Consider the following 12369-nt stretch of genomic DNA (forward strand, 5'->3'; position numbering starts at 1 on the left):
CGCCCACTCGAACGACAGGCTTTTCAAGCAATGCACGACTACGTCAACTGGCTGCGCCACGCCTCGCCCTATATCAATTCGCACCGGGATTGCACCTTTGTGGTGATGCTCCCCGGCGAGGGCGTCGAAGACCCCAATTTCGGCAATATCGTCCACGACCTGGTGCTGCTGCACAGCCTCGGCGTGCGCCTGGTGCTGGTGCATGGCTCGCGCCCGCAGATCGAGGCGCGCCTGGCTTCCCACGGGCTGGCGCCGCGCTTCCACCGTGGCCTGCGGGTCACCGATGCGCCGACCCTGGACTGTGTGATCGACGCCGTCGGCAGCCTGCGCATCTCCATCGAAGCGCGCCTGTCCATGGACATGGCCGCCTCGCCGATGCAGGGCTCGCGCCTGCGCGTGACCGCCGGCAACTTCGTCACCGCGCGGCCGATCGGCGTGGTCGACGGCATCGACTATCACCACACCGGCGAAGTGCGGCGGATCGACCGCAAGGGCATCAACCGCCAGCTCGACGAGCGCAGCATCGTGCTGCTCTCGCCGCTGGGCTATTCGCCCACCGGGGAAATCTTCAACCTCGCCTGCGAAGACGTGGCCATGCGCGCGGCCATCGACCTGGGCGCAGACAAGCTGATCCTCTATGGAGCCGAGCGCGGCCTGATGGACGATGCCGGCAAGCTGGTGCGCGAGCTGCGCCCGCAGCAGGTGCCGGCGCACCTGGAGCGCCTCGGTGCGAGCTACCAGGGTGAGCTGCTGGATGCTGCTGCCCAGGCCTGTCGCGCGGGCGTGCGCCGCAGCCATATCGTCAGCTACACCGAAGACGGTTCGCTGCTCAGCGAGCTCTTCACCCGCACCGGCAACGGCACCCTGGTCGCTCAGGAGCAGTTCGAGCAACTGCGCGAAGCGGGCATCGAGGACGTTGGCGGACTGCTGGAGCTGATTCGTCCGCTGGAAGAGCAGGGCATCCTGGTGCGCCGTTCCCGCGAGGTGCTGGAACGCGAGATCGAGCAGTTCAGTATCGTCGAACGCGAAGGACTGATCATCGCCTGCGCGGCGCTCTATCCCATCGCCGATTCGGATTCCGGCGAGCTGGCATGCCTGGCGGTGAACCCGGAGTACCGCCACGGCGGACGCGGCGATGACCTGCTGGAGCGCATCGAGCAGCGCGCGCGCAACCTCGGCCTGAAGACCCTCTACGTCCTCACCACGCGGACTGCCCACTGGTTCCGCGAGCGCGGCTTCCAGCCCAGCAGCGTGGAGCGCCTGCCGGCGGCGCGAGCGTCGCTGTACAACTACCAGCGCAACTCCCAGGTATTCGAGAAGACCCTCTGATCAGGTTTTCGCCTGTTGCCTCAGCGAATACCTGATCTGCACCTTCAGCGGTAGCGCCTTGCACGGCGCTGCCTGGGTTCGGAGCTGGCGCAGGCGCTCGCTGCCATCGAGCCAGCCGGCTTCCCAGCTGGCGGCCAGGACATCATGGTCAGGCCGACGGGGCCGGCGTTCGAGCAGTGCTTCCAGATAGCCTTGCTGGTAGGCGGTCTCCAGCTGGTGGAGGGTCCAGAGGGATGAAGGGGAACTCATGGAGCGCTTTCCTGAGAAGGCTTGCGCGGATCGCGCCGGTCGTGCCGGTCGCGATCCGCAGGGAGGGGGATTTTCTCCCCGCCCTCTGAGGATGCCGATCAGAACTCTATGAGCTGTGTGTCAGCGATTTCCTGCTCTATCAGACGCTGATCAGACCCAGGATGCTCGCCTGGTAGGCGGCGACGAAGGTGTCGAAATCGCCTTCGGGCTGTTTCTCCAGCTCCGCCTGTTCGGCCAGGGATTGGCTGGCCATGCCTTCGAAGCGCTCCTGCTCTTGCGTCGGCAGGGGTTCGCTCTGCAGCGTTTCGGCGTGCTGGCGGCTGTAGCGCAGGGCGAAGGCTTCGAAGCTCTCGCCACGTTCACGCATCTCCGCCAGGACCTTCGCCGATGGCGTCAGGTCGGCGTCGGCGACCTTGGCGCGCTGCTCGGCCAGGCTCTGCGCGTGCAGGCTGCTGCCGTTGGCACGGTCGAGCAGATCGATGATCGGCGCGATGGCGTCGAGCAGGGCGCCCGCCCACTCCTTCATTTCCACCGGCTGGCCGCCGCGCTCCAGCTTCAGGCCCGGGCGACGACCTTCCTTGACCACCTTGAGGAAATTGCTGGTGGCCGAGCCGCACTCGCAACCGCCCAGCGGCGGGCTGTCGGACAGCGCGCAGTAGAGCAGGAAGGCGTCGAGGAAGCGGGCTTCGGTGACGTCGATGCCCAGCGGCAGGAAGGGGTTGATGTCCAGGCAGCGCGCCTCGACGTACTGCACGCCACGGGCCATCAGCGCCTGGATCGGGCGCTCGCCGGTGTAGGTGACGCGTTTCGGGCGGATGCTCGAGTAGTACTCGTTCTCGATCTGCAGGATGTTGGTGTTCAGCTGAACCCATTCGCCATCGACCTTGGTGCCGACCTTCTCGTACGGCGCATACGGCGTGCTGACTGCGCGGCGCAGGCTGTCGATGTAGCTGTCCAGATCGTTGTAGCAGGGCGTCAGGCCGGCCTGGGCGTTGTTCTGGTAGCCCAGGTCGCTCATGCGCAGGCTGGTGGCGTAGGGCAGGTAGAGGGTGTGCTCGTCGAAGGCTTCCAGGCCGTGCGGACGGCCACGCAGGAAGCCGGCGTCCAGGGCCGGCGATGCGCCGAACAGGTACATCAGCAGCCAGCTGTAGCGGCGGAAGTTGCGGATCATCGCGATGTAGCGGTGCGACTGGAAGTCCCGCGCGCTCTTCTCGCTGCCTTCTTCCTCGCGCAGCAGCTCCCAGATGCCCTCGGGCAGGGAGAAGTTGTAGTGGATGCCGGCGATGCACTGCATGGTCTTGCCGTAGCGCAGGGCCAGGCCCTTGCGGTAGACGTATTTCAGGCGGCCGATGTGCGAGCTGCCATAGCGGGCGATCGGGATGGTCTCTTCATCCGGCAGCTCGCAGGGCATGGACGGGCTCCACAGGTATTCGCCGTCGAGCTTGCCGCTGGCGAAGCGGTGGATGTCACCCAGCTCGTCCAGGGTCTTCTCGACGCTGGTGGACGTCGAGGTGATGAACTCCAGCAGCGACTCGGAGTAGTCCGTGGTGATCTGCGGGTTGGTCAGCGCCGAGCCCAGGGCACGCGGGTGCGGGGTCAGGGCGAGCTTGCCGCGTTCATCGACGCGCAGGCATTCGCGCTCGATACCGTGCAGGCACTGGGTGAGCAGGGACAGGTTGGCGGCATCGCCAAGCAGGGCCAGGCGGCGGGAGAGTTGGTCGCTCAAGTTGGAAGTCCTTCACACGGCAATCGCCCCACTATGGGGGTGGACTGGGCGGTCTACAAGGGGAGAACACAACCGGCGTGGTCGCCTGGCTTGGGGAGACGCCGCGCCGACGCCCGCCTTTCGCGGGCTCCGGACTACAGCATAGGTCAGTTGCGCCGAGGCTATTTACAGCTGCGCGAAGGTGCCTTGTCCCTTGGCGACCAGCTTGTCGCCCTGGTGGATGTCGGCCTCGACCACCAGCGAACGACGCCCGGCGTGCAGGACTTTCGCCACACAGCGCACTTCGCCTTCGGCGACCGCGCGGATGTAGTTGATCTTGCACTCCAGGGTGACGCTCTGCCGGTCGAAACCATGGGCGCTGGAGCAGGCCAGGCCCATGGTCATGTCCATCAGCGTGAAGAGCGCGCCGCCGTGCATGACGTTACCGCGGTTGCGCAGGTGCTCGGCCATCGGCAGGAGCACCTCGGCTTCGCCGTCAGCGACACGGATCGGCTGCACGCCGATGGTTTCGCTGAAGCGGCTGATCATCAGCTCGCGGGCGGGCATCTCGCTCATGGATCTTCCTTACTTCTTCTTCAGTTGCTTGGCGTTGGCGAACAGCGAGGCCATGGCGTTGTTCGCCGGGGCCTTCTCCTGCTGGCGCGGGGCTGCGCTGCGCTCGCCACGCGGCGCACTGTTGCCGGGACGGCCGCCGCCGCGCGGGCCGTCAACCTTCTCGCCGGGGGTGTCGCTCATGCGCATGGACAGGCCGACGCGATTGCGCGGGATGTCCACCTCCATGACCTTCACCTTGACGATGTCACCGGCCTTGACCACTTCGTACGGGTCCTTGACGAACTTCTCCGACAGCGCGGAGATGTGCACCAGGCCGTCCTGGTGGACGCCGATATCGACGAAGGCACCGAAGTTGGTGACGTTGGTCACCACGCCTTCGAGCACCATGCCGGGCGTGAGGTCCTTCAGGCTTTCGACGCCTTCCTGGAACTCGGCGGTCTTGAACTCCGGGCGCGGGTCGCGGCCGGGCTTGTCGAGTTCCTTGAGGATGTCGGTGACGGTGGGCAGGCCGAACTGCTCGTCGGTGAACTTCTTCGGGTCCAGGCGCTTGAGGAAGCCCGAGTCGCCGACCAGCGAGCGCACGTCACGGCCGGTGTCGGCGGCGATGCGCTGCACCAGCGGGTAGGTTTCCGGGTGCACCGCGGAGGCGTCCAGCGGGTTGTCGCCGTTCATCACGCGGAGGAAGCCGGCGGCCTGCTCGAAAGTCTTCTCGCCCAGGCGGCTGACCTTGCGCAGGTCGTCGCGGGTGCGGAACGCGCCGTTGGCGTCACGGTGCGAGACGATGTTCTGCGCCAGGGTGCTGTTGAGGCCGGAGATGCGTGCCAGCAGGGCGGCGGAGGCGGTGTTCACGTCCACGCCCACGGCGTTCACGCAGTCTTCCACCACCGCGTCCAGGCTGCGCGCGAGCTGCAGCTGGGACACGTCGTGCTGGTACTGGCCGACGCCGATGGATTTGGGCTCGATCTTCACCAGCTCGGCCAGCGGGTCCTGCAGGCGGCGGGCGATGGAGACGGCGCCGCGCAGCGATACGTCCAGCTCCGGGAACTCCCTGGCGGCCAGTTCGGAAGCCGAGTACACCGAGGCGCCGGCCTCGCTGACCATGATCTTGGTGCACTTGAGCGCCGGGTATTTCTTGATCAGTTCGGCGGCCAGCTTGTCGGTCTCGCGGCTGGCGGTGCCGTTGCCGATGGCGATCAGTTCCACCTGGTGCTTGGCGCACAGCGCGGCGAGCACGGCGATGGTCTGGTCCCACTGGTTCTTCGGCACGTGCGGGTAGACGGTGGCGGTGTCCAGCAGCTTGCCGGTGGCATCGACCACGGCGACTTTCACGCCGGTGCGCAGGCCCGGGTCCAGGCCCAGGGTGGCGCGCGGGCCGGCCGGGGCGGCCAGCAGCAGGTCGTGCAGGTTGCGCGCGAAGACGTTGATCGCCTCGGCGTCGGCGCCGTCGCGCAGCTCGCCCAGCAGGTCGGTTTCCAGGTGGGTGTAGAGCTTGACCTTCCAGGTCCAGCGCACCACTTCGGACAGCCACTTGTCAGCGGCGCGGCCCTGGTTGGAGACGCCGAAACGCTCGCCGATCATGATCTCGCAGGGGTGCGAGGTGCCCGGCAGCTCTTCGCCGACCTTCAGCGCGACGCTGAGGATGCCTTCGTTGCGCCCACGGAATATCGCCAGGGCGCGGTGCGACGGGGCGCTCTTGAGCGGCTCGTCGTGCTCGAAGTAATCGCTGAACTTGGCGCCTTCGGTTTCCTTGCCCGGCACCATGCGTGCGGTGAGGGTGGCGTTGTCCTTGAGGAAGCCGCGCAGGCGGTCCAGCAGAGTGGCGTCCTCGGCGAAGCGCTCCATCAGGATGTACTTGGCGCCTTCGAGCACGGCACGGGTGTCGGCGAAGCCCTTCTCGGCATCGACGAAGCGCGCGGCTTCGGTTTCCGGCGACAGGCTCGGGTCGTTGAACAGCGCGTCGGCCAGCTCGCCGAGGCCGGCTTCCAGGGCGATCTGGCCCTTGGTGCGGCGCTTCTGCTTATAGGGCAGGTAGAGGTCTTCGAGGCGGGTCTTGGTGTCGGCGAGCTTGATCTCGCGGGCCAGTTCCGGGGTCAGCTTGCCCTGTTCCTCGATGCTGGCGAGGATCGCGCCACGGCGGTCTTCCAGTTCGCGCAGGTAACGCAGGCGCTCTTCGAGCATGCGCAGCTGGGTGTCGTCCAGGCTGCCGGTGACTTCCTTGCGGTAACGGGCGATGAAGGGGACGGTGGAGCCCTCATCGAGCAGGGCGACGGCAGCGGCGACTTGCTGCGGTTGAACGCGGCCGGAGGGCAGTGCGGAAAGCTCTTCGGCGATACGGGTGTTGATGCTGTCCATGAATCCACCTGACAAGACAATCGAAAACGGGGCGCATGATCTGCTGCGCTAGCTCGCAGGATCATCGAAAGGCCCATAACAGAGCGCCAATGCCGGGCTTCCCGGTGATTCGACAGGCTCTGTGACAACGCCCCGCCGCAAAAGCGCCGCATTATACCCACGACAATTTCACCGGGTGGGCGACTGGTCGGGGAAAAATCTGCTAACAATGGACAGGCCGTGATGCGCGGCGGCTGGGCGATAATGCCCGTCGAATCAGATTCTGGGAGTTTCCATGACCAACGCTGCCACCCTGCCGGAAGGCGAAAAGATCCTCGTGGTCGATGACGATGCGCGCCTGCGCCGTCTGCTGGAACGCTTCCTCGATGAGCAGGGTTACCGTGTCCGCGCCGTCGAAAACACCGAGCAGATGGACCGCCTGCTGGCCCGCGAGCTGTTCCAGCTGGTGGTGCTGGACCTGATGATGCCCGGCGAGGATGGCCTCTCCGCGTGCAAGCGCCTGCGCGAGTCGAACAACCAGATCCCGATCATCATGCTCACCGCCAAGGGCGACGAGTCCAGCCGTATCTCCGGCCTTGAGCAGGGCGCCGACGACTACCTGGCCAAGCCCTTCAACCCGCGCGAACTGCTGGCGCGGATCAAGGCCGTGCTGCGCCGCCAGGCGCCGCTGGTACCGGGCGCGCCGGCGGGCGAGGACGAGGTCGTCACTTTCGGCGACTACGAGCTGCACCTGGCTACCCGCGAGCTGAAGAAGGGCGAGGAAGTGCACATGCTCACCACCGGTGAGTTCGCCGTGCTCAAGGCCCTGGTGCAGCATGCGCGCGAGCCGCTGACCCGCGACAAGCTGATGAACCTGGCTCGCGGCCGCGAGTGGGACGCCCTGGAGCGCTCCATCGACGTGCAGATTTCCCGTTTGCGCCGGCTGATCGAGCCCGATCCGTCGAAGCCGCGCTACATCCAGACCGTCTGGGGCGTGGGTTACGTATTCGTGCCGGACGGCGCCGCCCGCAAGTGATTGACCCCGCCGGGGCGGAGTCCTTCGCCCCGGCCGTTCGTGTTCCGCTGGTAACGCCCTCTTGAAGACACCCCTCTGGTTCCCGCAAAGCTTCTTCGCCCGCACCCTCTGGCTGGTGCTCATCGTCGTGCTGTTCTCCAAGGCGCTGACCCTGGTGTACCTGCTGATGAACGAAGACATGCTGGTCGACCGCCAGTACAGCCATGGCGCGGCGCTGACCGTGCGCGCCTACTGGGCGGCGGACGAGAAGTCGCGCGAGGCCATCGCCCAGTCCGCCGGGTTGAAGTGGGCGCCCCACGAACAGGGGCAGCCGGAGGAAGTGCACTGGCCTTACACGGAAATCTTCCAGCGGCAGATGCGCATGGAGCTGGGCATCGACACCGAGACCCGCCTGCGTATCCACCATCCATCGATGCTCTGGGTTCGCGCGCCGACCCTGGGTGACGGCTGGATCGGCGTGCCGCTCTACCCGCACCCGCTGCGCGGCCAGCAGATCTGGAGCGTGCTGGGCTGGTTCCTCGGCATCGGCCTGCTGTCCACCGCTGCCGCCTGGATCTTCGTGCGCCTGCTCAGCCAGCCGCTCAAGCGCCTGGTCTTTGCCTCCCGCGAGTTCGGCAAGGGGCGCAGCGTGCGCCTGCCGCTGGGGCCGGAAACGCCCAGCGAGATGGCCGAGGTGTACCGCGCGTTCAACCAGATGGCCGACGATGTCGAGCAGGCCGGTCGCGAGCGCGAGCTGATGCTGGCGGGGGTTTCCCACGACCTGCGCACGCCGCTGACGCGCCTGCGCCTGTCACTGGAACTGATGCCCGACAGCGACCGCGAGATGGTCGAGGACATGGTCCGTGACATCGAGGACATGGACGCCATCCTCGACCAGTTCCTCGCCTTCATCCGCGATGGCCGCGACGAGTCGGTGGAAGAGGGCGACCTCGCTGACCTGATCCGCGAGGTGGCCGACGCCTTCAATCAGAGCGGCAACCGCGTGCGCCTGTGCCTGGAGACGCTGCCGCTGTTCCGCTTCCGCCGGGTATCGATCAAGCGCCTGCTTGGCAACCTGATCGAGAACGGCCTGAACCACGGCGGCGGCAAGGTCGAAGTGGCAGCCCACGTGGCGGGCGGTGGCGGCGCGCCCTACGTGGTGCTCAGCGTGCTGGACCGTGGCGCGGGGGTCGATCCGCAGGAGCTGGAAAACATCTTCAACCCCTTCTTCCGTGGCGATAAAGCGCGCGGTGGCAAGGGCACCGGCCTCGGGCTGGCCATCGTCAAACGCATCGCCGAACAGCACGGCGGCAGCATCGAGCTGCGCAACCGCGAGGGCGGTGGCGTGGAAGCGCGCGTCTGCCTGCCGTTGGGGTTGCTGCTGCCGCGCGACGCGCACTAATCCCAGCGCAGGGATTTGCCTTCCAGCACCGCCTGGCGCCCATAGGGCCAGGCGCGGTTGTGCGCGCCGTGGCCGCTGGGCAGTCCGTGGTAGAGCGGCACGCCCAGCTGCGCGGCGTACTCGGCGAAGATTTCTTCCAGGCTGTGGGCCACGCCCTTGCGCGGGCAATCGGTGAAGGTGCCGAGACAGATCGCGCCCAGGCGTGCGCCGTCCAGGCTGTTCAGCAGTTGCCAGAGGCTGCGCTCCAGACGGTAGTAGGGTTCGCCGACGTCCTCGAGGATAAGGATCGCGCCGTCCGGCACGTACAGCGCGCCTGCTGTGCCGGCCATGCAGGCCAGTGCGGTGAGGTTGCCGCCGATCAGTTCGCCTTCCACAGCCGCCTTCGGCCCTGCCAGGTGCTGCACCGCCAGCTTGCCGGGGCCGCCGGCCAGTACGTGGCTGATCGAGGCCAGCGAGGCCAGGCGTTCACGCTGCTCGCTGGGTGCGCTCAGCGGCTGCAGACCGAGGCCGGTGGCGACCATGCCATGGATCGCCGGCAGGCCCTGGCGGTGGAAGGCGCTGAGCAGGATGGAGATGTCCGAGAAGCCGATCAGCGGGCGCGGCGAGGCGGCCTTGAGGCGCTGCCAGTCCAGCTGCGGGATGAGTTGTCCACAGCCGTAGCCGCCACGCAGGCACCAGACGGCGCTGACGTCTTCTCGCTCGAAGGCGGCGTGGAAGTCTTCCAGGCGTTGCTCCGGCGTGCCGGCCAGGTAGCGGTAGCGGGCGTCGGCGTGCTCGCCCAGGTGGTAGTCGATGCCCTGCACCTCCAGCTGGCGCAGGGTGGCTTCCAGCACCTCCTCGGCAATCGCCGAGGCCGGCGCAACCAGCGCGACGCGGCCCTCGATGGGCGACCAGGTGAGTTCGGCGTGGGGGCGGGGAGCGGGCATGAGTACATCCGATAGCGGTGGGAGGAGCCTGTAGGAGCGAGCTTGCTCGCGAAGGGTTCAGCCTGGCAACGCAGGCAGGAGGTTCGCTCCGGTAGGGCGAATAAAGCGGGACGCTTATCCGCCGTTTGGCTGGAGAGCGCTTTCTGAGAGGGCAATCCTGACATCCCTGTCGTGACCACGTGCCTCTCTGAGACCCCTGCCAGGCCATCCGTGGCCTGGCGTTCGCCGGCGCGACGCATGCGTCGCGAAAGCCCGGCTTATCCCTTGCCTTTGGTCCGCGCCAGATGCGGCCCGCCATTCTTCTCCAGGTACTCGATGATCACCCCGGCGATGTCCTTGCCGGTGGTGGTCTCGATGCCTTCCAGGCCCGGCGAGGAGTTCACCTCCATCACCAGCGGCCCATGGTTGGAGCGCAGGATGTCGACGCCGGCGACGTGCAGGCCCATCACCTTGGCGGCGCGGATGGCGGTCATGCGCTCCTCCGGGGTGATCTTGATCAGGCTGGCGCTGCCGCCGCGGTGCAGGTTGGAGCGGAACTCGCCGGCCGCGGCCTGGCGCTTCATCGAGGCGATCACCTTGTCGCCGACCACGAAGCAGCGGATGTCGGCACCGCCGGCTTCCTTGATGTACTCCTGCACCATGATGTTGTGCTTGAGCCCCATGAAGGCCTCCAGCACCGATTCGGCGGCCTTCTCCGTCTCGCAGAGGACCACGCCGATGCCCTGGGTGCCTTCCAGCAGCTTGATCACCAGTGGCGCGCCACCGACCATCTCGATCAGGTCCGGCACGTCATCGGGGGAGTGGGCGAAACCGGTCACCGGCAGGCCGATGCCCTTGCGCGACAGCAGCTGCAGCGAACGCAGCTTGTCGCGGGAACGGGCGATGGCCACCGACTCGTTGAGCGGGAAGACGCCCATCATCTCGAACTGGCGCAGCACGGCGCAGCCATAGAAGGTCACCGAGGCGCCGATGCGCGGGATCACCGCGTCGAAACCTTCCAGCGGCTTGCCGCGGTAGTGGATCTGCGGCTTGTGGCTGGCGATGTTCATGTAGGCGCGGAGGGTGTCGATCACCACCATCTCGTGGCCGCGTTGCTGCCCGGCCTCTACCAGCCGACGGGTGGAATACAGGCGCGGATTGCGCGACAGCACAGCAATTTTCATTGATCACCTGGAAGGGTGGCGGGAACCATGATGAGGGGTTTGTCTTGCACGTAGGTGAGGCCGGGGTTGACCACCAGTTGGCCCTGCACAAGAGCCTTGGAGCCTAGCAGCACGCGGTAGCGCATGGTCTTGCGGCAGGCCAGGGTGAATTCCACCGACCAGGCGCGGTCGCCCAGCGCCAGCAGGGTGCGGATCACGTAGCGGGTCTGGGCCTGGCCGTTGGAGCTCTTGATGGTCTTCATCGTCACCACCGGCGCTTCGCAGCGATGGCGACGCTGCACCTGGGTGCCCAGGTGCGCGACGAAGCGCACCCAGCTCTGCCCGTCGCGCTCGAAGGGCACGATGTCGCTGGCATGCAGGCTGGAGGTGCTGGCGCCGGTGTCGATCTTCGCGCGCAGGCCGACCATGCCCAGTTCGGGCAGGGCGATCCATTCACGCAGACCAATTACCGACAGCTGGTCGAAAGTCTTCAAGGCTGGTGTCCCCGGCGTTTGCCGGCATTCTAGTCAGGCCGCTTGTGCCCCGCCAGCGGGGCGCGGGGTACACTCTCAGACCCGCATGACGAGGTTGTGAAGTGAGCGAAAAAGACGACGATAAGGTCCGCCTGGACAAGTGGCTGTGGGCGGCGCGCTTCTACAAGACCCGCTCCCTGGCCAAGGAAGCCATCGATGGCGGCAAGGTGCATTGTCGGGGCGAACGCTGCAAGCCGGGCAAGGAGCCGAAGGTCGGCGAGGAGTACGTGATCCGCACCGGCTTCGACGAGCGCACCGTGGTGGTGAAGGCGCTGTCCATGGTGCGCCGTGGCGCACCCGAAGCGCAGTTGCTCTACGAGGAGACCGCCGACAGCGTGAAGCGCCGCGAGGACGCTTCGGCAATGCGCAAGGCCGGCGCGCTGGGCGTGCAGACCGACGGGCGGCCGACCAAGAAGCAGCGCCGCCAGTTGTTCAGCTTCCGCGATCAGGAATGATCGGGCAGTTCGATCAGCAATTTGCCGTTCGCGGCCTTCAGGCTCAGCGGTGACCAGTCCGGCACCACGGCGCGCACGCGCGGATCGAAAGCACTGCCGGTGCCGATCTGAATCACCTGGCAGCCAGCGTCCAGCGCGCTCTGCACGCCGGCCGGGGCGTCTTCGAAGGCCAGGCAGTCCTGCGCCGCCATGCCCAGGCGCTGGGCGCCGAGCCGGTAGGGTTGCGGGTCCGGCTTGCCGGCGCTGACGTCATCGGAGCCGACCAGCACATCCGGCAGCGGCAGGCCGCAGAGGGCGAGGCGATCCAGGGCAATCGCGCGGCTGGCGGAGGTGACCACCGCCCAGGGCTGGCCGGTCAGGGTGCCGAGGAAACGGTCGGCGCCGCCCACGATGGACGGTTGCGCTACGTGCTCGAGTTCCAGTTCGTGCAGGAACGCCAGTTCTTCCGCCAGCTCCAGGTGCGGCGCGAGGCGGCCGATCACGTCCTGCGAGCGCACGCCGTGGCAGATCGATAGCGCAGCCTCCGGCGGCAGGCCGTGGCGCTGGCACCACAGGCTCCAGATGACTTCGACGGCGGCGGTGGACTGCACCAGGGTGCCGTCCATGTCGAGCAGGATGGCGCGGGTTTCGATCAGCATGGCGGGGCGAACTCCTGGAGGGGCTCCGGTCGGGGAGAGCGATGATGCTCCATTGACCACGACGAAAC

The 12369-nt window shown here is 67.0% G+C and carries 12 protein-coding genes; 4 read left to right on the forward strand and 8 right to left on the reverse strand.

Features of this window, described 5'->3' with window-relative positions:
- The first annotated feature begins 30 nt into the window (after window positions 1–30).
- The gene (gene argA / locus IB273_RS23170; RefSeq protein WP_081515281.1) at window positions 31–1329 is read left to right on the forward strand and encodes an amino-acid N-acetyltransferase; all 1299 of its coding nucleotides are present in this window, start codon (window positions 31–33) and stop codon (window positions 1327–1329) included.
- Here the strand turns inward: argA and IB273_RS23175 are convergent, their stop codons facing one another.
- The 4 genes from IB273_RS23175 to IB273_RS23190 all read right to left on the reverse strand — a co-directional run bounded on the left by IB273_RS23175 (window position 1330) and on the right by IB273_RS23190 (window position 6211).
- Window positions 1330–1578, reverse strand: a complete 249-nt coding sequence (locus tag IB273_RS23175) for a hypothetical protein (protein WP_192225407.1) — start codon at window positions 1576–1578, stop codon at window positions 1330–1332.
- Window positions 1579–1717: 139 nt separating this feature from the next.
- Complete coding sequence (gene gshA / locus IB273_RS23180; RefSeq protein ID WP_192225119.1) at window positions 1718–3304, reverse strand: glutamate--cysteine ligase; 1587 nt, start codon at window positions 3302–3304, stop codon at window positions 1718–1720.
- A 165-nt stretch (window positions 3305–3469) separates the two neighbouring features.
- Window positions 3470–3832 carry a PaaI family thioesterase gene (locus IB273_RS23185; RefSeq protein WP_405307451.1) on the reverse strand — a complete coding sequence of 121 codons (363 nt, stop codon included), beginning with the start codon at window positions 3830–3832 and terminating at the stop codon, window positions 3470–3472.
- 36 nt (window positions 3833–3868) lie between these two features.
- Window positions 3869–6211: a Tex family protein gene (locus IB273_RS23190; protein WP_192225120.1), complete on the reverse strand. Its 2343-nt coding sequence runs from the start codon at window positions 6209–6211 to the stop codon at window positions 3869–3871.
- Window positions 6212–6485: 274 nt separating this feature from the next.
- Here IB273_RS23190 and ompR point away from each other — a divergent pair, with 274 nt between their 5' ends.
- Together ompR and IB273_RS23200 are read left to right on the forward strand one after the other, a co-directional pair.
- Window positions 6486–7226 (forward strand): two-component system response regulator OmpR, encoded by a 741-nt coding sequence (gene ompR, locus IB273_RS23195; protein ID WP_081515286.1) that lies wholly within the window; start codon window positions 6486–6488, stop codon window positions 7224–7226.
- 61 nt (window positions 7227–7287) lie between these two features.
- Window positions 7288–8607, forward strand: a complete 1320-nt coding sequence (locus IB273_RS23200; protein ID WP_081515287.1) for an ATP-binding protein — start codon at window positions 7288–7290, stop codon at window positions 8605–8607.
- On the opposite strand, the gene IB273_RS23205 is transcribed toward IB273_RS23200, so the two are convergent.
- From IB273_RS23205 to IB273_RS23215, 3 genes are all read right to left on the reverse strand, one after another.
- Window positions 8604–9533: a S66 peptidase family protein gene (locus IB273_RS23205; protein WP_192225121.1), complete on the reverse strand. Its 930-nt coding sequence runs from the start codon at window positions 9531–9533 to the stop codon at window positions 8604–8606. The genes IB273_RS23200 and IB273_RS23205 overlap by 4 nt on opposite strands.
- 257 nt (window positions 9534–9790) lie before the next feature.
- On the reverse strand, window positions 9791–10696 hold the full coding sequence (rimK, locus tag IB273_RS23210) for a 30S ribosomal protein S6--L-glutamate ligase (RefSeq protein ID WP_038803545.1): 906 nt from the start codon (window positions 10694–10696) through the stop codon (window positions 9791–9793).
- Window positions 10693–11136 (reverse strand): ATP-dependent zinc protease, encoded by a 444-nt coding sequence (locus tag IB273_RS23215; protein ID WP_263864846.1) that lies wholly within the window; start codon window positions 11134–11136, stop codon window positions 10693–10695. Before IB273_RS23215 ends, rimK begins: the two co-directional genes overlap by 4 nt.
- A 134-nt stretch (window positions 11137–11270) precedes the next feature.
- Between IB273_RS23215 and IB273_RS23220 the strand changes: the two genes are divergently transcribed.
- Window positions 11271–11663 carry an RNA-binding S4 domain-containing protein gene (locus tag IB273_RS23220; protein WP_045215645.1) on the forward strand — a complete coding sequence of 131 codons (393 nt, stop codon included), beginning with the start codon at window positions 11271–11273 and terminating at the stop codon, window positions 11661–11663.
- Here the strand turns inward: IB273_RS23220 and IB273_RS23225 are convergent.
- Window positions 11654–12301 carry an HAD-IA family hydrolase gene (locus IB273_RS23225; RefSeq protein WP_081515290.1) on the reverse strand — a complete coding sequence of 216 codons (648 nt, stop codon included), beginning with the start codon at window positions 12299–12301 and terminating at the stop codon, window positions 11654–11656. The genes IB273_RS23220 and IB273_RS23225 overlap by 10 nt on opposite strands.
- Window positions 12302–12369 lie beyond the last annotated feature (68 nt).

This window comes from Pseudomonas sp. PDM19 (genome assembly GCF_014852215.1).
Taxonomy (GTDB): Bacteria; Pseudomonadota; Gammaproteobacteria; order Pseudomonadales; family Pseudomonadaceae; genus Pseudomonas.